The sequence below is a fragment of the Streptomyces sp. NPDC048383 genome, assembly GCF_040651775.1.
Lineage (GTDB): Bacteria > Actinomycetota > Actinomycetes > Streptomycetales > Streptomycetaceae > Streptomyces.
Window position 1 is genome coordinate 1 of sequence record NZ_JBEZKS010000026.1, and the last position, 21,412, is coordinate 21,412.

9 protein-coding genes are annotated in these 21,412 nt (G+C 74.3%); 6 read left to right on the plus strand and 3 right to left on the minus strand.

Annotated features, from left to right (window positions below; translation table 11 throughout):
• On the minus strand, nucleotides 1–11,910 hold an 11,910-nt coding region (locus AB0D46_RS19195; protein ID WP_362878836.1), incomplete at its 3' end, for an amino acid adenylation domain-containing protein.
• A 304-nt stretch (nucleotides 11,911–12,214) separates the two neighbouring features.
• On the opposite strand from AB0D46_RS19195, the gene hppD reads away from it, so the two are divergent.
• Genes hppD through AB0D46_RS19210 form a run of 3 tightly spaced genes read left to right on the plus strand, consistent with a single transcriptional unit; the run spans nucleotide 12,215 to nucleotide 15,872 of the window.
• Nucleotides 12,215–13,300 carry a 4-hydroxyphenylpyruvate dioxygenase gene (gene hppD / locus AB0D46_RS19200; RefSeq protein WP_362878838.1) on the plus strand — a complete coding sequence of 362 codons (1,086 nt, stop codon included), beginning with the start codon at nucleotides 12,215–12,217 and terminating at the stop codon, nucleotides 13,298–13,300.
• A complete protein-coding gene (locus tag AB0D46_RS19205; RefSeq protein ID WP_362878840.1) occupies nucleotides 13,297–14,511 on the plus strand; it encodes an alpha-hydroxy acid oxidase in 1,215 nt (404 codons plus the stop codon). Before hppD ends, AB0D46_RS19205 begins: the two co-directional genes overlap by 4 nt.
• A complete protein-coding gene (locus AB0D46_RS19210) occupies nucleotides 14,508–15,872 on the plus strand; it encodes a PLP-dependent aminotransferase family protein (protein ID WP_362878842.1) in 1,365 nt (454 codons plus the stop codon). Before AB0D46_RS19205 ends, AB0D46_RS19210 begins: the two co-directional genes overlap by 4 nt.
• An 89-nt stretch (nucleotides 15,873–15,961) precedes the next feature.
• Here the strand turns inward: AB0D46_RS19210 and AB0D46_RS19215 are convergent, their stop codons facing one another.
• Together AB0D46_RS19215 and AB0D46_RS19220 are read right to left on the minus strand one after the other, a co-directional pair.
• Nucleotides 15,962–16,624, minus strand: coding sequence for a response regulator transcription factor (locus AB0D46_RS19215; RefSeq protein ID WP_362878960.1), 663 nt, complete (start codon nucleotides 16,622–16,624; stop codon nucleotides 15,962–15,964).
• 23 nt (nucleotides 16,625–16,647) lie between these two features.
• Nucleotides 16,648–18,324, minus strand: a complete 1,677-nt coding sequence (locus AB0D46_RS19220; RefSeq protein ID WP_362878844.1) for a histidine kinase — start codon at nucleotides 18,322–18,324, stop codon at nucleotides 16,648–16,650.
• 134 nt (nucleotides 18,325–18,458) lie between these two features.
• Between AB0D46_RS19220 and AB0D46_RS19225 the strand changes: the two genes are divergently transcribed.
• The 3 genes from AB0D46_RS19225 to AB0D46_RS19235 all read left to right on the plus strand — a co-directional run bounded on the left by AB0D46_RS19225 (nucleotide 18,459) and on the right by AB0D46_RS19235 (nucleotide 21,331).
• On the plus strand, nucleotides 18,459–19,403 hold the full coding sequence (locus AB0D46_RS19225) for an ABC transporter ATP-binding protein (RefSeq protein WP_362878846.1): 945 nt from the start codon (nucleotides 18,459–18,461) through the stop codon (nucleotides 19,401–19,403).
• A gap of 5 nt (nucleotides 19,404–19,408) precedes the next feature.
• Nucleotides 19,409–20,203, plus strand: a complete 795-nt coding sequence (locus AB0D46_RS19230; protein WP_362878848.1) for an ABC transporter — start codon at nucleotides 19,409–19,411, stop codon at nucleotides 20,201–20,203.
• A gap of 219 nt (nucleotides 20,204–20,422) precedes the next feature.
• Nucleotides 20,423–21,331, plus strand: coding sequence for a prephenate dehydrogenase (locus tag AB0D46_RS19235; protein ID WP_362878850.1), 909 nt, complete (start codon nucleotides 20,423–20,425; stop codon nucleotides 21,329–21,331).
• The last annotated feature ends 81 nt before the right edge of the window (nucleotides 21,332–21,412 follow it).

The following is a 21,412-nucleotide window of genomic DNA, read 5'->3' on the forward strand; positions in this document are numbered from 1 at the left end:
GGTGTTCATCGTGACGCCGTGGGTACGGGCCCAGCCGGCCAGCTTGGTGCTGGCCTCGGTGTTCAGGCCGAAGGTGACGCTCTCGGGGGCGGACTGCACCGGCCCGGCCCCCGGGGCGATCAGTCCTGGTTCCTCCAGGCCCGACAGGGATTCCGTCCACGCCTCGCGGGCCGCTTCGCGGTCCCGGCCGTCCAGCCAGGTCAGGTAGTCGCGGTACGGGCGCACCCGCGGCAGGGTCGACGCGCCGTCCCCGCCCGCCGCGTACAGGGCGATCAGTTCCTGCCAGATCAGCGGCATCGACCAGCCGTCGACAAGGATGTGGTGGTTCGTCATGACCAGTCGGACCCGGTTCGCGTCCAGCCGGACGATCGTGAACCGCAGCAGCGGCGGGCTCGTCAGGTCGAAGCGGCGGGCGAGGACCTCGGCGGCGGCGCGGTCCGAGGCGCGGGTCCGTTCGTCGGCGGGGAGAGCGGTCAGGTCCAGTTCCTGCCAGTCGAGTTCGGCCTCGGCCGGTACGACCTGCACCCAGGCGCCCGACGGGACCTGACGGAAGCCGGCGCGCAGGTTGTCGTGGCGGCGCAGCAGGTTCTCGGCGGCCGTGCGCAGCCGGGGCGCGTCGAACGGGCCGCTCAGGTCGAAGGAGATCTGCCCCACGTACACGTCGCGGGTGTCCTCGTCGTACAGGTTGAGGAAGAGGAAGCCCTCCTGGAGGGGAGCGAGCGGCAGGACGTCCCGCAGGCCGGGGACGGCGGCCTCCAGGTGCTCGATCTCGGCCTGGGTGATGCTCGGGTGCGTGACGTCCGACGGGGTGAGGCCGGCGGCGTCCGGGCGGCGGGCCTCCTCGACGAGGCGCCTCAGGGCCGCGAACCAGGCGTCGGCCAGCTCCCGGACGTCCTCGGGCGCCAGTACGGCCGCCGCGTACGTCCACGTCGCCAGCAGCCGGGTACCGGACGGGGTCTCGCGGGCCGAGGCGTTGAGGTCCACCGGGTGGGCCAGGGGCATGGCGCCGTCGATGCCGGCCACGTCCGCCCCGGCGACCGACCAGGCGGCGGCCTCGCCGGCGCCCTGACCGATCTGCCCCAGGTAGTTGAAGCCGAACTCGGGCACCGGTAGGGCGGCGAGCACGGCGCGGCCGGCGGGGTTCAGGTGGCGCAGCAGGCCGTAGCCGAGCCCGTTGCCGGGTACGGAACGGAGCTGCTCCTTGACGGCCTTCAGGGCCGGGACCAGGGCCGGAGCCGGGCCGGAGCCCGTCCCGCTGCCGATGGCGCCGATGTGGCCGCCGACGCCGCTGCCGCTCCCCCCGGCGGCCGGGTCCAGGAGCACCGGGTACATCGAGGTGAACCAGCCCGCCGTGCGGCTGAGTTCCACCCCGGGTACGGCGTCCTCGTGCCGGCCGTGGCTCTCCAGGTCCACCACCACCGGGGCACCCGCCTTCGCGCCCCGCCCGCCCCGCCAGTCGGCGACCGCGACCGCGAACGCGGTCAGCAGCACGTCGTTGATCCCGGCGTTGACGGTGCCGGGCACCCAGGTCAGCAGGGCTTCGGTCGTCTCCGCGTCGAGCTCGGCGGTGACCTGCCCCGCGTCCGCGTGGGTGTCGCGGGTCCGGTCGATCCGGAGGGCCGGGGGCGTGCCGCCGAGGACGGTGCTCCAGTGGTCGAGCTGCGCCTCGGTCCGGACGTCGAGCGCGAGGTCCGCGAGCGAGCGGGCCCAGTGCCGCCACGGGGTGCCGACGGGGGCGAGGGTGCCGTCCTCGTAGGCGGTGACCAGGTCGGGGAGCACGGTCCGCCAGGTGACCCCGTCGATGACGAGGTGGTTCGCGACGAGGACGAGGAGTCCGTCCCGGTCCGGGCCGCGGTCGATCCAGACGGCCAGCAGCATCCGCCCGGCCGTCGGGTCGAGCCGGGAGCGGGCCTCGCGGGCCCGCGCGGTCACGGCCGCGCGGACCGTCCCGTCGTCGAGACCGGTGGCGTCGTACCGGGTCAGGCAGTCGGCGGCGGTCACGGAACCCGGCTCGGGCACGGTGACGGTCCAGTCGTCGGCGACCCGCAACCGCAGGGCGTCGTGGTGGTCGAGTACGGTCCCCAGCGCGCGGCCCAGGGCCTCGAAGTTCAGGCCGGCGGGCGTGTGCAGCACGGCCGACTGGTTGAACGCGGCCCGATCGGAGCCTAGTTCGGCGAACCAGCCCATCATCGGCGTCATCGGCGCTTCCCCGTACGGGGACACCCCGGCCCCCGACACGAGCCGATCGGCGCCCTCGGCGCCTTCCGCGTCCTGTGCGGCCGTCGCCGCCTCGGCGAGCAGCGCCGGCGTCTGGTGTTCGAAGACGTCGCGGACCGACAGGACGAGTCCGGCCGCGCGGGCCCGGCCGACCAGCTGGATGGAGAGGATGCTGTCGCCGCCGAGGTCGAAGAAGCCGTCGTCGGCGCCGACGGACTCCTGGCCCAGGACCTCGGAGAACAGTGCGACCAGCTGGCGCTCGCGCGGGGTGCGCGGGGCGCGGCCCGAGGTCTGCCCGGTGTAGTCGGGGGCGGGCAGCGCCGTGCGGTCCAGCTTCCCGTTGATCGTCAGGGGCAGCGCGTCGAGGGACACGAACGCCGTCGGGATCATGTGGTCGGGCAGGATGCCGCGGAGGTCGGCGCGCAGTCCGCGCACGTCCGGGGCGTGTCCGGGCTCCGGTACGACGTACGCGACGAGCCGCCGGTCGCCCGGGGTGTCCTCGCGGACGATCACGGCCGCCCGGGCGAGTTCGGAGCGTTCGACGATGACCGACTCGATCTCGGCCGGCTCGATCCGCAGCCCGCGGATCTTGACCTGGGTGTCGACGCGTCCCAGGTACTCCAGCTCGCCGCCGGGCAGCCAGCGCACCAGGTCGCCCGTGCGGTACATGCGGGCGCCGGGGGCGCCGTACGGGTCGACCACGAAGCGTTCCGCGGTGAGCGCGGGCCGGCCGTGGTAGCCGCGGGCCAGGTGGGAGCCCGCCGCGTACAGCTCGCCGGGGACGCCGGGGGGCACCGGGCGCAGGGCGGCGTCCAGGACGTAGACGGAGCTGTTGGCGATGGGCGCGCCGATGGGTGGGGTGACGGGCCCGGACAGCGGGCGGCTCATGGTGGAGCAGACGGTGGTCTCGGTCGGGCCGTACGAGTTGAGCAGCGTACGGCCGCCGGCGGACCAGCGTTCGACCAGTTCCGGCGGGCTCGTCTCGGCGCCGACGACGAGGGTCGTGACGGTGGGCAGCGCGTCCGCGGGGAGCAGCTTGAGGACCGCCGGGGTCAGGCTGAGGTGGGTGGCGCCGAAGCGGTTCGCCAGCGCGGCCAGCTCCGGTCCGGGGGTGAGGCCGGCCGGCGCGACGATCAGGGTCGCCCCGGTGAGGAGGCCCATGGACAGTTCCCAGAAGGCGGCGTCGAAGCTGGGGGAGAGGTGCTGGAGGACCTTGCTGCCGGGGCCGGTGGCGCAGTCGCCGGTGAAGATGTCGAGGAGTCCGGGGAGTCCGGAGTGGGTGACGACGACGCCCTTGGGCCGGCCGGTGGTGCCGGAGGTGTAGATCATGTACGCCGGGTGGGCGGCGCGGCGCGGGCCGCGTCGTTCCGCGTCGGTGACGTCGTGCGCGGGCAGGGCGGCGATCTCCCGTCCGGTGTCGGGGCCGTCGAGGAGGAGCCGCGGGACGCCCGTGTCGGGCAGGCCGGCGGCGACGGCGGTGGTGGTGACGATCAGGGCCGGGGCGGCGTCCTCGACCAGGTGGGCGATGCGTTCCGCGGGGTAGGCGGGGTCGACCGGTACGTAGGCGGCGCCCGCCTTGAAGCCGGCGAGGGTGGCGGTGATCAGGTCGGCCGAGCGCGGCAGGGCCAGCGCGACGAACTGTTCGGCGCGTACGCCCCGTTCGATGAACCGGCGGGCCAGCCGGTTGGCGCGGGCGTTGAGTTCGCCGTACGTCAGGTCGCCGTCCTCGGACCGGACCGCCAACCGCTGCGGTGCGGCGGCGGCATGGGCCTCGACGTATTCGGCGAAGGTCCGGGGGTCGGTCGGGCGCGGGGTGTCGTTCCATTCGACGAGTACGCGGCGCAGTTCGGCGGCGTCGAGTACGGACGGCTCGCTGATCCGCAGGTCCGGGTCGTGGGTCAGGGTGTCGAGCAGGCGCAGGAAGCGGGCGACGAGGGAGCGGACGCCGGCCTCGTCGAAGAGGTCGGCGCTGAACTCGGCGGCGCCCGCCAGGCCGGCGGGGGAGCCGTCGGCGGCGGGGACCTCGACGAGTTCGAAGGCCAGGTCGACCTTGGCGACGCCGCTGTCGACGGTGACCGGTTCCACGGCGAAACCGGCGGCGGACAGCGCGTCGAACGCGCCGCGCCGGGTGGTGTCCAGGCTGAGGAGCACCTGGAACAGGGGGTTGTGGGAGAGGGAGCGGGTCGGGCTGAGCGCGTCGACGAGCCGCTCGAAGGGGAGGTCCTGGTGGGCGTAGGCCGTCAGGTCGGTTTCCCGTACGCGGTCCAGCAGTTCGCGGAACGTGGGGTCGCCCGCGGTGTCGGTGCGCAGGACCAGGGTGTTGACGAAGAAGCCGACGGCCTCGTCGAGGGCGTCGTCGGAGCGGCCCGCGACGGGGGTGCCGATCGGGATGTCGTCGCCCGCGCCCAGCCGGTTCAGCAGGGTGGCCAGGGCCGCTTGGAGGACCATGAACACGCTGGTCCGGGACGTGCGGGCCAGGGACACCAGCCGGTCGTGCAGCTCGGCGGGGACGTTCACCGGGACCCGGCCGCCCCGGTGCGAGGCGACGGCCGGGCGGGGCCGGTCGGTGGGCAGCTCCAGCAGGTCGGGGGCGCCCGCCAGGGCCTGCTTCCAGTGGGCGAGTTGGCGGCCCGCGACACTGGCCGGGTCGGCGGCGTCGCCGAGCCGGTCGCCCTGCCACAGCGCGTAGTCGGCGTACTGGACGGGCAACGGCGTCCACGCGGGGGCGCGGCCCGCGGCGAGGGCGGTGTAGGCGGTCGCCAGGTCGCGCACCAGCGGACCCAGTGACCAGCCGTCGCCCGCGATGTGGTGGACGGACAGCAGCAGGACGTGTTCGGTCGGGGCGAGTCGGAACAGTTCGGCGCGGACGGGGACGTCACGGGTCAGGTCGAAGCCGTGCCGGCCGGCGCGCGTCAGGTCGGCGTCGAGGCGTTCCTCGGTGGTGTCGGAGACGGGCAGCTCGAACCGGACCGCGTCGGGCGCCAGAATGCTCTGGCGGGCGCCGAGGGCGTCCTCGGTGAAGACCGTCCGCAGGCTCTCGTGGCGGACGATGACGGCCCCGAAGGCGCCGCGCAGCGCCTCCGGGTCGAGCGGGCCGGTCAGCCGCAGCGCGCCGGTGATGTTGTAGGTGGCGGAGGGCCCTTCGAGTCGGTGCAGGAACCACAGCCGCTGCTGTGAGGAGGACAGCGGCAGCCGGTCGGGGCGCGGACCGGCGGTCAGCGGGGTGCGGGCCCGCTCCGCGTCGTCCAGGGTCGCGGCGACCCCGGCGACCGTCGGCGTCTCGAACAACTGCCGCACGGAGAGTTCCACGCCGAGTGCGCCACGGATCCTGCCGGCGAGCCGGGTCGCGAGCAGGGAGTGGCCGCCGAGGTCGAAGAAGCTGTCGTCGATGGTGACCCGGGGGACGGCGAGGACCTCCGCGAAGAGGGACACGAGGATCTCCTCGCGGGGGCCGCGCGGTGCCCGTCCGGCGGTGTGCGCCGTGTAGGAGGGGGCGGGCAGCGCTGCGCCGTCGAGCTTGCCGTTGGGGGTCAGCGGCAGCGCGTCGAGGGTGACGAACGCCGACGGCACCATGTGTTCGGGGAGTTGGGCCGCGGCGTGGTCGTGCAGGGTCCCGGCGGGCGGGGCGGCGCCGTCGGTCACCACGTAGGCGGCGAGCCGCAGGTCACCGGGGGCGTCCTCGCGCAGCCGCACGGCCACGTCGGTGACGGCGGGGTGCGCGGCCAACACGGCTTCGATCTCGCCGAGTTCGATGCGGAAGCCGCGGATCTTCACCTGGTGGTCGGCGCGGCCCAGGTAGTCGAGTCCGCCGTCGGCGCGGCGCCTGGCCAGGTCCCCGGTGCGGTACATCCGGGTGCCGTGCTCGCCGAACAGGGCGGCGTACGGGTCGGCGGGGAAGCGGTCCGAGGTGAGGCCGGGCCGGCCGAGGTAGCCGCGGGCCAGGCCCGCGCCCGCCACGTACATCTCGCCGGTGACGCCGGCCGCGGCGGGCCGGAGCCGGCCGTCGAGCACGTAGACGCGCAGGTCGGGGATGTTGACGCCGATGGTGCTCGCGGTCGCGGCCTCGGCGGTGGCGCGGTCCACCGGGAAGTGCGACACGTGGACGGTGGTCTCGGTGATCCCGTACATGTTGACGAGCGCCGGGGCGTCGTCCGGGTGCCGTTCGTACCAGTCGCGCAGCCGGGACAGGTCCAGGGCCTCGCCACCGAACACGATCGTGCGCAGCGCCAGGTCCGGGGCGTGCTCGCGGTCGGCGGCGGCCAGTTGGTGGAACGCCGACGGGGTCTGGTTCAGCACGGTGACGCGTTCGCGCTCCAGCAGCCGCAGGAACGCGGCGGGGTCGCGGGCGACGGCGTGCGGGACGACGACGAGCCGGCCGCCGTGCAGCAGCGCTCCCCACAGTTCCCAGACGGAGAAGTCGAAGGCGTAGGAGTGGAAGAGCGTCCACACCTGCTGTTCGTCGAAGTCGAACCAGTGGTCGGTCGCGGAGAAGAGCCGTACGACGTTGTGGTGCGGGACGGCCACGCCCTTGGGGCGGCCGGTGGAGCCCGAGGTGTAGATGACGTACGCGGTGTCGCGCGGGTCCAGCCGCCGGGTCCGTTCCGCCTGGCCGAGGTCGCCGCCCCCGAGGTCGCCGTCCCCGAGGGCGGTGCTCCCGTCCGGGCCGGCGTCCGGGCCGCCGACGACGAGGCGGGGCACGTCGTGGGCGGGCAGTCGGGCCGCGGTGTCCGGGTCGGTGAGCAGGACGGCGGGAGCGGCGTCGGACAGTACGTACGCGAGGCGGTCGGCCGGGTAGTCGGGGTCCAGGGGTACGTAGGCGGCGCCGGCCTTGACCACGGCGAGCAGGGCGGTCACCAGCTCGGCGGAGCGGGGCAGGGCGAGCGCGACCAGGGAGTCCGGGCCGATCCCGCGCGCGGTCAGCAGCCGGGCGAGCCGGTTGGCGCGGGCGTTGAGCTGCGCGTAGGTGAGGGAGGTGTCCTCGAAGGTGAGGGCGGTGCGGTCGGGGAAGCGGGCGGCCTGCCGCTCGAAGAGCTCGGGCAGCGTGACCCCGGCGTCCGGGGCGTTCAGGGCGTCCGGGGCGGCCGGGAAGGCCGTCGGGTCCGGTCGGTTGGCGTCGACCAGCAGCCGGTGCGCCTCGCCCGGAGCCAGTACGTCGACGTCGGCCGGCCGCACCCCGGGGTCCGCGGCGACGGCGGCGAGGAGCCGCAGCAGCCGGTCGGAGAGGGCGCGGGCCGTGTCGGCGTCGAACAGCTCGGTGCTGTACTCCACGGCCAGGCGCAGCCCGGCCGGCGTCCCGTCGGGGTCGCGGCTCTCGTCGAAGGCGAACGCCAGGTCGAACTTGGACAGTCCGGTGTGCAGCGGCACCAGCTCGGTCCGTATCCCCGGCAGTCGGCCCAGCGCGCCGAGGGCGTCCTGCTGGGTGGTGTCGAAGGTCAGCATTACCTGGAACAGCGGGTGGTGGGGCGCCCCGCGGTCCGGGTTGATCGCCTCCACGAGCCGCTCGAAGGGCACGTCCTGGTGGTCGAAGGCGGCGAGGTCGGTCTCGCGGACCCGGCCGAGCAGTTCGCGGAACGTGGGGTTGCCGGAGGTGTCGGTGCGCAGGACGAGGGTGTTGACGAAGAAGCCGACGAGGTCCTCCACCCCGGCATCGGTGCGTCCCGCGATCGTCGAGCCGATCGGTACGTCCTCGCCCGCCCCGAGCCGCGTCAGCAGGGACGCGAGGGCGGCCTGGAGGACCATGAACACGCTGGTGCGCGTCTCGCCGGCCAGGGCGGCCAGCGACCGGTGCAGGTCGGTGGGGACGGACAGGTCCAGGCGGGCCCCCGCGTTGCTGCGGCGGGCCGGGTAGGGCCGGTCGGTGGGCAGTTCGAGGCGTTCGGGCAGCCCGGCCAGGGCCGACCGCCAGTGGGCGAGCTGCCGGCCGCCCTCGCTGTCGGCGTCGTCGGCGTCGCCGAGCAGCTCCCGCTGCCACAGCGTGTGGTCGGCGTACTGGACGGGCAGCGGCGCCCGTTCGGGGGCCGGCGCCCCGCCCGGGCGGGCGGCGTAGGCGGTGCCCAGGTCCCGGGCGAGGGGGGCCAGTGACCAGCCGTCGCCGGCGATGTGGTGGAGCACCAACAGCAGCACGTGTTCGCGCGGGCCCACCGTGAAGAGGGTGGCGCGCAGCGGGGTCTCGCGGGCCAGGTCGAAGGGCCGGCGGGCGGCCCGGGCCAGGTCGGCGTCGAGCCGTTCGGCGTCGGTGGCGGTGACCTCCAGGCGGGCCGCCGCCCGCTCCGGGGACAGGACGACCTGGTGGGGGCCGTGCTCGTCCTCGGCGAAGACGGTCCGCAGGCTCTCGTGCCGGGCGACGACGTCGCTGATCGCGGCGGCGAGGGCGGCCTCGTCCACGGTCCCGGTCAGGCGCAGCGCGGCCGGGATGTTGTAGAGCGGGGAGGGCCCCTCGTACTGGTGCAGGAACCACAGGCGCTGCTGGGCGAAGGACAGCGGCAGCCGCTCGGGCCGCTGCCGGGCGGTGACCGCCGTACGGGTGCGGCCGGCGCCGGTGAGCGCGGCGAGGGCGGCCACGGTCGGGGACTCGAAGACCTGCTGGAGGGACAACTCGGTGCCGAGCGCCGTGCGGACGCGGCTGATCAGGCGGGTGGCGAGCAGGGAGTGCCCGCCGAGTTCGAAGAAGTCGTCGTCGATGCCGGGCGCCTCGACGCCGAGGACCTCCGCGAACAGGGTGCGGAGGATCTCCTCGCGCGGGGTGCGGGGGGCGCGCCGGCGCGCGCGGGCCGAGTACGAGGGCGCGGGCAGGGCCTTGCGGTCCAGCTTGCCGTTGGGCGTGACGGGAAGGGAGTCCAGGACGACGAACGCCGAGGGGATCATGTGGTCGGGGAGCCGCTCGCGCAGCGGGCCGCCGAGCGCCCCGGGATCGGGCCGGCCGCCGGCGGCCGGTACGAGGTAGGCGACGAGGCGTTGGTCACCGGGCTGGTCCTCGCGCAGCAGCACCGCGGCCCGGCCGATTCCCGGCAGGCCCAGCAGCACGGATTCGATCTCGCCGAGTTCGATGCGGAAGCCGCGGAGCTTGACCTGGTGGTCGGCGCGGCCGAGGTACTCCAGGTGCCCGCGGTGGTTCCACCGGGCGAGGTCGCCGGTGCGGTACATGCGGGCGCCGGCGGGCCCGTACGGGTCGGCGGTGAAGCGTTCGGCGCTCAGGGCGGGGCGGCCGAGGTAGCCGCGCGCGAGCTGTACGCCGGCGATGTACAGCTCGCCGGGCACGCCGGGCGGCGCCGGCCGCAGCGCGGCGTCCAGGACGTACATCCGGGTGTTCCACACGGGCAGGCCGATGGGCACCCGGCCGTCGTCGGCGGCGCACTGCCAGTAGGTGACGTCGACGGCGGCTTCCGTCGGTCCGTACAGGTTGTGCAGCGGGGTGTCCGTCGAGGCGATGAAACGCGCGGCGAGTTCGGGGGAGAGGGCCTCGCCGCTGCAGAAGACGCGGCGGACCCCGGCGAGGGACGCGGCGGCGGCCGGCTCGCCGAGGAACGCGTCGAGCATCGAGGGTACGAAGTGCAGGGTGGTGATGCCCTCGCGGGCGACGACGTCGCTCAGGTACGCGGGGTCCATGTGCCCGTCGGGCCGGGCGACGACCAGGGTCGCGCCCTCGGTCAGCGGCCAGAAGAACTCCCACACGGACACGTCGAAGCCCGACGGGGTCTTCTGCAGGACCCGGTCGGAGGCGTCGAGGCGGTAGGTGTCCTGCATCCAGGCGAGCCGGTTCACGATGGACTCGTGGGAGACCACCACGCCCTTGGGGCGGCCGGTGGAGCCCGAGGTGTAGATGACGTAGGCGGGGTGCCGGGGGTCGAGGGTCGGGCGGAGCGCCGGGGCGGCGTCCGCGTCGGTGCCGGCCGGCGCGGGGTCGTCCAGCAGCAGCCGGGGGGTGCCGTCGTCGGGCAGCCGGTCCGCGGTCCCCCGTGAGGTCAGCACCAGCATGGCGCCCGCGTCGCCGAGGATGTGCGCGATGCGGTCGGCCGGGTACCCGGGGTCGACGGGGACGTACGCGGCCCCCGACTTCAGTACGGCGAGCAGCGCGACGACCAGCTCGGCGGACCGGGGCAGGGCCACGGCGACGAACTTCTCCGGCCCGGCGCCCCGGGCCGTCAGGGCGCGGGCGAGGCGCTCCGCGCGGGCGTCCAGCTCGGCGTAGTCGTACGAGGTCCCCTCGAAGACGAGGGCCCGCGCCGACGGGGTGCGGGCGGCCTGCGCGGCCAGCAGCTCCGGCAAGGTGGCCGCGGGGACCTCGTGCGCGGTGGCGTTCCAGTCGGACAGGACCCGCCGGCGTTCCTCGTCGCCGAGCAGGACGGTCCGGCCGACGGGCGCCGCCGGATCCGACGTCAGGTCCGCGAGCAGCGCGACGAACCGCTCCTGGAGGGAGCGGAGTTCCTCGGCCTCGTAGAGCTGGGGGTTGCCCTCGAAGTCGACGCGGATCCCCGACTCCGGGGTGCCCGTCAGGACGAAGTTGAGGTCGGTGGTCGGCCCCGATCCGAGGCTGCGCATCACGCCGGGCGAGCCGGCGAAGTCCACGGGCCGGGTGTAGGGCAGGACGTTGACGGTGGGGCCGAGCACGCCCGCGCCCCCGGACACGCCGAGTGCGCGGTTGAGGTCCTCGCCGCGGAAGCGGCCGTGCGCCATCAGGGCGCTCAGTGCGGTGGAGACCTCGGCGATCAGCTCGGTGAACGCGGTGTCGGGGCGGACCGTGAGCCGCAGCGGCAGCTGGTTGGAGACCATGCCGGGCGTGGTGCGGGCGTTGGCGCCGTAGCGGCCGGTCACGGGCACGGACACGACGATGTCCTCGGCGCCCGTCATGCGGTGCAGGAACGCGGCGACGCCGGCGATGACGACCCGCGCCCAGGAGGACTCGTACGCCCCGGCGACCTCGTCGAGGATCCGGGTCCGCTCCGGGGGCAGCCGCAGGCCGACCCGGGTGCCCGCGAGGGCGAGGCGGCTGCTGCGGCCGGTGAGGGAGACCGGGTCGGGGCGGTCGGCGAACAGGCCGGTCCAGTGGGCGCGGTCCCGTTCGTACCGGGCGGAGGCGCGGTAGTTCTCCTCGACGGTGACGAGCTGGTCCATGTCGCCGAACGAGGCGGGCGGCACGGCGGCGCCGCCCAACAGGGCCGCGTAGACGGCGGCGAGCCGCTCGTAGAACAGGGACATGCTGGTGCCGTCGAGGACGATGTGGTGGACGCCCAGGTAGTACATGTGCCGGTCCGGGCCGAGCGTGAACAGGGCGTGGCTGCTCAGGCCGGGCCGGTCCAGGGCCACGGGCGTCGCCCGGTCGGCCTCCATCCGACGGAGCGCCTCGCCCAGCGGGTCCTCGTGCCCGGTGAGGTCGATGTGCGGCAGCCGCACCGGGGTGAGGGGGCTGCCGTCGGCGGCCGTCGGGGCGTCCTCGTCCGCGCGGTCCGCCGGGGCGAGCGGGCAGTGCACCCGGTGGGGGCCGTCCTCGTCGACGAGGAAGCGGGAGCACAGCGTCGCGGTCTCGGCCAGGGTGTGGCGCAGCGCGGCGCCGAGCACGGCGTGGTCGACGGGCCCGCTGATCTCCAGGCTCGACCCGGTCTTGTAGTGGGTGCTCCGCGGATCCATCTGCTGGGCGAGCCACACCTCGTGCTGTGCGCTGGTCAGACCGTGCCGAACGGCAGCGAACTCAGACACTGTCCCTCACATTCGTCCGCCGGAGCACCCGGCCATCGCGTGGTGCGGTGCAATCCAGGAAAAGCAGCTGGAGCATCATTCGATTAATGGGAACTTGGACGCTAACAACCTGCTGACATGCAGGTCAACCGGTTGTTCGGGCTTATCCAGGGGTCTTGAGGATTTGGATATCCGGTAGATAGCCGGGGTATATGGCAGATTTGTAGACTGTCGCTCGAATTCACATCCAATTTTGCCGGCAGAGAATGCCCGAGCCCTTTTCGATCGGGGCCCTTCCGGGCATTCACCCGTTCTTGGAGCCGCCATGCCGCCGAGTGCCATCGCCTACGCCGAGCTGTACGTGTCCGACGACCGGGAGGCCGCGGGCTTCCTCATCGACAGCCTCGGTTTCGCGCCCGTGGCCGTGGCCGGTCCGGCCACCGGGACGCGCGACCGCAGGTCCACCGTGCTGCGCCACGGCTCGGTCACCCTCGTCGTCACCCGTGCCCTGCGACCGGAGGGCCCGGTCGCCGCGTACGTGGAGTCGCACGGCGACTCCATCGCCGACCTGGCCTTCACCTGCGCCGACGTGACGGAGACCTTCGACCGGGCCGTGCTCGCCGGCGCGGCCGTCCACCACCGGCCCGAGCCCTCCCGGGTGCGCGGCCAGGGCGGGGAGTACGCCGTCGTCTCCGGCTTCGGGGACCTGCGGCACACCCTGCTGCCCGATTCCGGCGGCCCCGCGGGCCACCTGCCGCCCGACCGGGACTGGGCCCTGCTGCCCGGCGCCGACACCGCGGCCGCCGTCGGCGGCGGCGCCCGGCCCGTCCTCGACCACGTCGCGGTCTGCCTGGAGGCCGGCACCCTGCGCGGCACGGCCGCGTTCTACGAGGCCGCCTTCGGCATGCCGTACTACTCGTCCGAGTACATCCAGGTCGGCGAGCAGGCGATGGACTCCATCGTGGTGCGCAACGAGGGCGGCGGCATCACCTTCACGCTCATCGAGCCCGACGACTCCCGACTGCCCGGCCAGATAGACCGGTTCCTGGCCGCCCACAACGGCGCCGGTGTGCAACACCTGGCCTTCCTCGTGGACGACATCGTCGATTCGGTGCGCACCCTCGGCGGGCAGGGCGTGGAATTCCTGAACACCCCGTCCGCCTACTACGACCTGCTCGCCCGCCGGGTCGACGGCCTCGCCGACCGGATCGCCGAACTGCGCGGGACGAGCGTGCTCGCGGACCGCGACGAATGGGGCTACCTGCTGCAGATCTTCACCCGCTCGCCCTACCCGCGCGGCACGCTCTTCTACGAGTACATCCAGCGCAACGGGGCCCGCGGCTTCGGCAGTTCCAACATCAAGGCGCTGTACGAGGCCGTGGAGAGGGAGCGGGAAGTGGCGGGCCGATGACGGCCGAGGCCCACCCCCACCCCCGCACCCCGCCCGGGCCGGCCGGTCCCGGGCGGGCGGCGCCCCGCCCCCAACCGCCGCCCCGCCCCCGCACCCCGGCCCACCCCCGCACCCCGGCCCGGGCCTTCACCCCGGTGGACTTCGCCGCCCAGGCCCGCGCCCAACTGCCGTCCGAGGTATGGGACTTCATAGCTGGTGGGGCGGGCCGGGAACGGACCCTCGCCGCGAACGAGGCCGTCTTCGACGCGGTGCGGCTGCGCCCCAAGGCGCTGCCCGGCATCGCGGAACCCGACACCTCGGTGGAGGTGCTCGGCTCCCGCTGGGCCGCCCCCGTCGGGATCGCCCCCGTCGCCTACCACGGCCTCGCCCACCCCGACGGGGAGTGCGGCACCGCCGCGGCCGCCGGCCGGCTCGGCGTACCGCTCGTCGTCAGCACGTTCGCCGGGCAGCTGCTGGAAACCGTCGCCGCGGCGGCCACGGCCCCGCTGTGGCTCCAGCTGTACTGGTTCCGCGAGCCCGGTCTCACCCTGGGGCTCGCCCGCCGCGCGGCGGCCTGCGGCTACCGCGCGCTCGTGCTCACCGTCGACACCCCCTTCACCGGCCGCCGGCTGCGCGACCTGCGCAACGGCTTCGAAGTCCCCGCCCACATCGCCCCGGTGAACCTGGCCGGTTCCGCCGCCGCGGGCGCGGCCACCCCCGGCGCGCACAGCCGGCTGGTCTTCGACCGCGCGCTGGACTGGAGCGCGGTGGCCCGGCTGCGGGAGGAGAGCGGCCTGCCCGTCCTCGCCAAGGGCGTCCTCACCGCCTCCGACGCCGAAGCGGCCGTCGCCGCGGGAGTCGCCGGGATCATCGTCTCCAACCACGGCGGTCGCCAGCTCGACGGCGCCCCCGCCACCCTCGACGCGCTGCCCGAGGTGGTGGCCGCGGTCCGGGGCCGCTGCCCGGTCCTGCTGGACGGCGGCGTCCGCGGCGGGGGCGACGTCCTGGCCGCCCTGGCCCTCGGCGCCCGCGCCGTCCTCGTCGGCCGCCCCGCGCTGTACGCGCTCGCCGCCGGCGGGACCGAAGGCGTCCACCGCATGCTCACCCTGCTGACCGAGGAGTTCGCCGACACCATGGTGCTCACCGGCCACGCCACGACCGACACGATCGACGCGGCCACCGTCGTCCTGCCCGGACCCGGCCGGCCCGCACCGGACAGGAGCCCCGGATGACGACCACCGCCGAGACCGCCCACCCCGAACGGGCCCCGGCAGGGCCGGCCCGGGGCGGCGGCCCGGTCCTGCGCCGCACGTCACTGCACGCCAGCCTGTCCGATCCGACGCTCGACACCATGAACTTCCTCAACGAGGTCACCTCCCGCTACCCGGACGCGATCTCCTTCGCGCCGGGCCGCCCCTACGAGGGCGACTTCGACGTCGCGGCGATCCCCGGCCTCATCGAGACCTACCTCGACCACCTGCGGGGCCTCGGCCACTCCGAGGAACGCATCCGCACCGCCCTGTACCAGTACGGGGAGACGGCCGGGCAGATCCGCGACCTGGTCGCCCGCATGTTGGAGGTGGACGAGGACCTGACCGTGGACCCCGCCGCCGTGGTCGTCACCGTCGGCTGCCAGGAAGCCATCGTGCTCGCCCTGCGCACCCTGTTCCGGGACCCCCGCGACGTGCTCCTCGTCGACAGCCCCTGCTACGTCGGCATCACCGGCGCGGCCGGCCTGCTGGGGATCCCGGTCGTCGCCGTCCCCGGTGGCGACGACGGCATCGGCGCGCGGGCGCTCGAACGCGCCGTACGGGAGATCGAGGCCGGCGGCCGACGGGCCAGGGCCCTGTACGTGGTGCCCGACTGCTCCAACCCCTCGGGCGTCAGCATGAGCCGGGCGAAGCGTACGGAGCTGCTCGACGCGGCGGCGGAAGCCGACCTCCTCATCCTGGAGGACAACCCGTACGGCGTGTTCAGCACGGTCCGCCACCCCACCCTGAAGTCCCTCGACACCGACCGGCGGGTCCTCTACCTGGGCTCCTTCGCCAAGACCGCCTTCCCCGGCGCCCGCGTCGGGTTCGTGGTCGCCGACCAGCCCGTCGAGGGCGCCGACGGCGGCCCGCCGACGCTGCTGGCCGCCGAACTGGCCAAGGTCAAGAGCATGGTGACGGTGAACACCTCCAGCCTGAGCCAGGCCGCCGTCGCCGGCCTGCTGCTGCGCGGTGGCGGCGGGCTGCGGCGCGCCAACGAGGCCTCGGCCCGCCACTACCGGCGGACCATGGCCCTGCTCCGGGACACCCTGGCCGAGGAACTCCCCTCGGGCGCACCGGAGTCGGCGGGGGTGAGCTGGAACGACCCCCGCGGCGGGTTCTTCCTGACCCTCGACGTGCCGTTCCCGGCGGACGAGGCGGCGCTGCACCGCTCCGCGCAGGAGTACGGGGTGATCTGGACCCCGATGCGCCACTTCCACCTCGACCGCGCCGGCGACCGCCGGATCAGGCTCTCGTGCAGCTACCTGACCACCACCGAGGCCGTCGAAGGAGCCCGCCGGCTGGCCCGCTTCGTCCGGGACACCGGGGCGCGAACCGGCTGAGCGGCAGCGGCGCGGAAGCAAGCGCGGGTGCGGGCGCGGGTGGGCGTGGGCGCGGGCGCGGAAGGCGGGAGCGGCGTGCGGCGGCGGCCCTACCGGGGGCCGCCGTCCTCCACCAGGCCCGCCTTGTAGGCGATGATCGCGGCCTGCACCCGGTTGCGCACGCCCAACTGGGCCAGGATCGCGCTCACGTACGTCTTGATGGTGCCCTCGACCAGGTGGAGGCGTTCGGCGATCTGCGCGTTCGACAGGCCGCCGCCCACCATCCCGAGGACCTCGCGCTCGCGCTGCGTCAGCAGGTCGGTGCGGCCGCCCGGGTCCTCGCCGCGCTGCGCGGGCGCCCGGCGCAGGTCGGTCATCAGCCGGCGGGCGACGAGCGGGGACAGGCAGGAGCCGCCGGCGGCCACCGCCCGCACCCCGGCGATCAGGTCCCGGGGGTCCGAGGCCTTCAGCAGGAACCCGGCCACCCCGACGTCCAGGGCCCGCTCGATGTACTTGTCCTCGCCGAACGTGGTCAGCATGATCACCCCGGTGTCCGGGTTGGTGCCGCGGAGCTCCCCGGCGGCCGTCAGCCCGTCCATCTCGGGCATCCGGATGTCCAACAGGGCGACGTCGGGCCGGTGCTTGCGGGCCAGTTCGACGGCCTCGCGGCCGTCGGAGGCCTCGGCCACCACTTCGATGTCCGGGTCGGTGGTCAGGATGGAACGGACCCCCGCCCGAATGATCATTTCGTCGTCGGCGAGAAGTACGCGCATCGTCCGCTCCTCGGGCTTCGTTGTCACAGACTGTCCTTGGCCACCAGCAGATCATCCCTGAAGCACAACCGGTACATCCGGTTGGTGAGTTGGAGGACGTTGCCGCCCGTCCGGTAGTACTCGCAGGCGGCCCCCGGCGGCACCGGGGGTTCGGAGACGACCGGCGGCGGCTTGCTGATCCGGCGCGCGGGCAGCACCCCCGCCAGTTCCGTGCGCGGCTGGCCCGGCCGGATCCGCGCGTAGTCCCCGGGGTCGAGCGAGGTGAGCGCGGACGTGAAGACGTAGAGTCCGGCCAGCAGGGCGACCAGACCCGCGCCGATCAGTACGGGGATCCGCCCGGCCCGCCGCACGTCGCGCCGCAGCCGGCTGCGGGCCCGGCCGAGGGCCGCCCCCGAGTGGCTGCGGCCGGGCGCCGGCGCCGCGTCCGGGTGCGGGTACGGCTCGGCCCCCTCGAACCCGCCGGCGTTCCCGTCCGCGGCGGGGGGCGGCGCCCCCTGCGGATCCGCGCCCGCCGTCGGGGTGCGGGGCAGCCGCGCCAGTACCTCGAACCCGCCCGATCCGGGTCCCGTCCGCAGCGAGCCGCCGGCCAGCCGGACCCGTTCGTCCAGCCCGATCAGCCCGGAACCGCTGCCCACGGCCGGGGCGGCGGCCGGCCGGTCCGGCAGCTTGTTGAAGACCCACACGACGCACTCGCGGGGGCGGTGGGTGAGCCGTACGGTGATCTGCGCGCCCGGCGCGTGCTTCGTCGCGTTCGTCAGGGCCTCCTGCACCACCCGGTAGGCCGCCCGATCGGCGAGCAGCGCGAGCGGCGGGGCGTCCTCGCCCTCCTCGACGAACCGCACCGCCATCCCGGACCGTTCGAAGCGGCGCACCAGATCGGCTATCGACTCGTCGGAGGGGCTCAGCGGGGAGGGGCTGTCCTCCTCCCGGAGCAGTCCGATCACCTCGTGCAGTTGCTCGGCGGCCCGTGTGCACCGCTCGCGCAGCTGGGTGATCGTCGCCCGGTGTTCCTCGGGGACCCCCCGGGCCAGTTCGAGGGACCCGGACAGCAGGGCCATGACGCTCAGTTCGTGCCCGAGAGAATCGTGGATGTCCTCGGCGATCCGCGAGCGTTCCTTTAGCCGGGCCTGCTCGGCGATGTAGCGCTGCTTCCATTCCAGCCGCTCCGCGCGCTCCCATCCGGCGTGCATGAGCGCGGCGCGCCGGCTCCACCAGTAGCCTACCCACCACGGCAGGACGGAGGTCGCGAAGCCCACCATGAGCAGGCTGAGCCAGTCCTTCACCTCCGCGAACCCGGTCGTCACGGCCAGTCCGGCGAGGGCCACGAGGGCGAACACGGCGTGCGCCCGGGCGGGCGCGGTCAGCCTGCTGCCGGCGAGGAAGCTGAGGACGAGGGCGGCCACGGCGGTCCACACGCTGGTGCCCAGCCAGGGGTAGAGCCCGCTCAGCGAGGCCGCGAGCAGCAGGGACAGCAGCGGGACGGTCCGCTCCACCGCGACCGCGGCGGTGATCATCAGCAGGGCCGCGAGCCAGGGGCCGGGGGCGGAGACGAGCCGGCCGGCCTCCAGCACCGCCGGCGCGAGGAGGACGGCGAGCAGCACCAGGGTGCCGCGCTCGCCGAAGGGGCGGGCCCCGGGGCTTCCGGAGACCCGCGCCGTCAACCGCTCCGTACGCCGCCGAACGGCACGCCATCGCTGCATGCCGGCACGTTACAAGAGGGTCGGCGCCGCGAAGACCTGTCGAAAGTCGTGTGCGTTCGTTGCCGATCGCCAGATGTCCGGGGTCCGCGGAATTCCTAGTCTCCGGGTATGCCCTCGGAAGGAGCCAGCAGGCGATGATCACTTTGGACCGACTCACGAAGCGGTACGGCGACAAGACGGCCGTGTCCGACCTTTCCTTCGAGATCCACCCGGGCAAGGTGACCGGGTTCCTCGGCCCCAACGGCGCGGGCAAGTCGACCACCATGCGGATGATCGTCGGCCTGGACTCGCCGACGACGGGCCGGGCGCTCATCGGCGGCAAGCCGTACGGGGCGCTCGCCCACCCGCTGCGGGAGGTCGGCGCCCTGCTCGACGCCCGCGCCGGCCACCCCGGTCGCTCCGCCTACCACCACCTGCTGGGCATGGCCCGCAGCAACGGGATCCCGGCCTCGCGGGTGAACCAGGTGCTGGAGACCGTCGGCCTCTCCGAGGTCGCCAAGAAGCGGGCCGGCTCCTTCTCGCTCGGCATGGGCCAACGCCTCGGCATCGCGGCGGCGCTCCTGGGCGACCCCAAGGTGCTGCTGTTCGACGAGCCGGTCAACGGCCTCGACCCCGACGGGGTGCGCTGGGTCCGCGAGCTCATGCGCTCGCTGGCCGCCGAGGGCCGTACGGTCTTCGTCTCCAGCCACCTGATGAGCGAGATGCAGGAGACCGCCGACCACCTCGTGGTCATCGGTCGGGGCAAGGTCATCGCCGACGCCCCCATCGAGGAGGTCATCGCGGGCAGTTCGCTGAACGCGGTGAAGGTGCGCACCACGCGGCCCGACGTGCTGCGCCAGGAGCTGGTCCGCTTCGGGATGAGCGTCGAACCGCAGGACGGCGCGGAGTACGGCGAGTTGATCGTCGTCGGCGGCAGCCTGGAGCAGATCGGCGACGTGGCCTTCGCGAGCCAGGTCCCGGTGCACGAACTCTCCCTGCGCAAGGCCAGCCTGGAGCAGGCCTACATGGAACTCACCGCCGCGAGCGTCGAGTACACCACCCCCGCCGTATCCCTCGCCGCCGACGCCCAGAAGGTGTGATCGACATGACGACAGCAACCGCACCGCAGCTCGTCGGACCCGTCAAGGGCGGAGGTCTGCGCGGGGCCCTGGCCTTCGAGTGGACCAAGCTGTCCAGTGTTCGGGCGACCTGGTGGAACCTCGCCGTCGGCCTGGTCCTGACGGTGGGCTTCGCCGCGATGGTCGGGATGTCGGCCTCGGCCAGCGCCGCCAAGGGGGTCGACGTCGCCTCACCGGCCCCGCACGCCGCCGCCCAGGCGTTCCTGATCTCCCAACTCACCGTCGTGGTGCTGGCGACGCTCGCGCTGACCAGCGAGTACGCCAGCGGTTCCATCCGCACCACGCTGCAGAGCGTGCCGGCCCGCGGCCGGATGCTGCTGTCCAAGACCGGCGTGGTCGTGGCGGTCGTGGCGGTCGCCGGGTTCGTGTTCAGCGTGCTGGCCTCGCTGACCACCGCCGCCCTCATGGGCGAGGACGGCGCCTACACCGGCGGCGACCTGTTCGCGACGGCCCTCGGGGCGTCGGTCTACCTCGGTGCGCTCTCGGTGATGTCCATCGGCATCGGTACCGTCCTGCGCAGCGCGGCGGGCACGATCACCACGCTCATCATGGTCCTGCTGGCCCTGCCGCAGCTGATGACCGTCGTCGGCGCCAAGTGGCTCGAAACGGCCAGCGAGTACATGCCGAGCGTCGCCGGCACCGTCCTGATGACGCAGGACACCTCGCCGTACGGGAGCGGCACCGCGGTGCTGGTCCTGCTGCTCTGGTCCCTCGTCGCGGCCGTCGCCGGCCACGCGGTGCTCCGCCGGCGCGACGCCTGAGGTGCCGGGAGCGGGACCACGGCCCTGCGGGGGCCGCACGCCGAGGGGCGTGCGGCCCCTTTCCCGTGTGTCCGGGAGGGAGCGGCGGGTGGGCGGTCCGCGCCCGGACCGGAGGGCGCGCGGTCCGCGCCGGCCGTCGATAGCCGGGCGATACGCGCCCCATATCCCCTTCCACGACAGTGGTCGACGGTCAGGACCGACGGCTGAGAGGACGCCCCCATGCGCACCGTGGCGATCGTGGGCACCGGCCTCATCGGAGCCTCGGTCGGCCTCGCCCTGCGCAAGCAGGGCGTGACCACGTACCTGATCGACGAGGATCCGGCGGCGGCGCGCGCCGCGGAGGTGCTGGGCGCGGGGCTGGCGCAGCCCGTCCGGGAGCCCGCCGACCTCGCGGTCATCGCGGTCCCGCCGACCCGGGTCGCGACCGCCCTGGCGCAGCACCAACGCCGGGGCACGGCCCGCTTCTACACGGACGTCTCCGGGGTCAAGGTGCGGCTGCACCGGGAGATCGAGGACCTCGGCTGTGACCTGCCGGCCGTGGTGGGCGGGCACCCCATGGTCGGCGGCGGGTGGGCGGGCCCCTGGGCGGCCCGCGCCGACCTCTTCGAGGGGCGCCGCTGGGTGCTCACCCCGAACGAGCTGACCGACAACCTCGCGCTCAACCACGCGCTGGAGCTGGTGGCGCTGTGCGGGGCGGTGTCCGTCGTGCTCGACCCCGAGACCCACGACCGGGTGTTGGCGTTGGTCTCGCACGCCCCGCACCTCATCGCCAGCCTCGCCGCGGCCCGGCTGCTCGACGTGGACGAGGCGGCCATCCGGCTGGCCGGCCAGGACCTGCGGGACATCACCCGCGGCACGGGCGGCGATCCGGAGACCTGGACGGACATCCTGACGGCCAACGCGGGCCCGGTCGCCGATCAGTTGGACCTCTGGGCCGCCGAAGTGCGGTTGCTCGCGCAGGAGCTGCGGGCGGTGGACGGGTCCACCGAGGGCCTGCGGCCCGTACGGATTCCCGAGCTCCTCCGCTTCGGAGCGGCCGGCCGCGCCCGCATACCCGAGGATCTCGGGGCCCGCGAGGAGGGGAATGCCCCGGAAGGGCCCCTGGTACGGACGGCCCGGGGAATGTGAACGCGTTCCGTTTTGTCCCGGGGTGACCGCTCCGACCCTGTCGAACGTACCGGGGGAGTCGAGCGGAACCAGTGGCGAAAG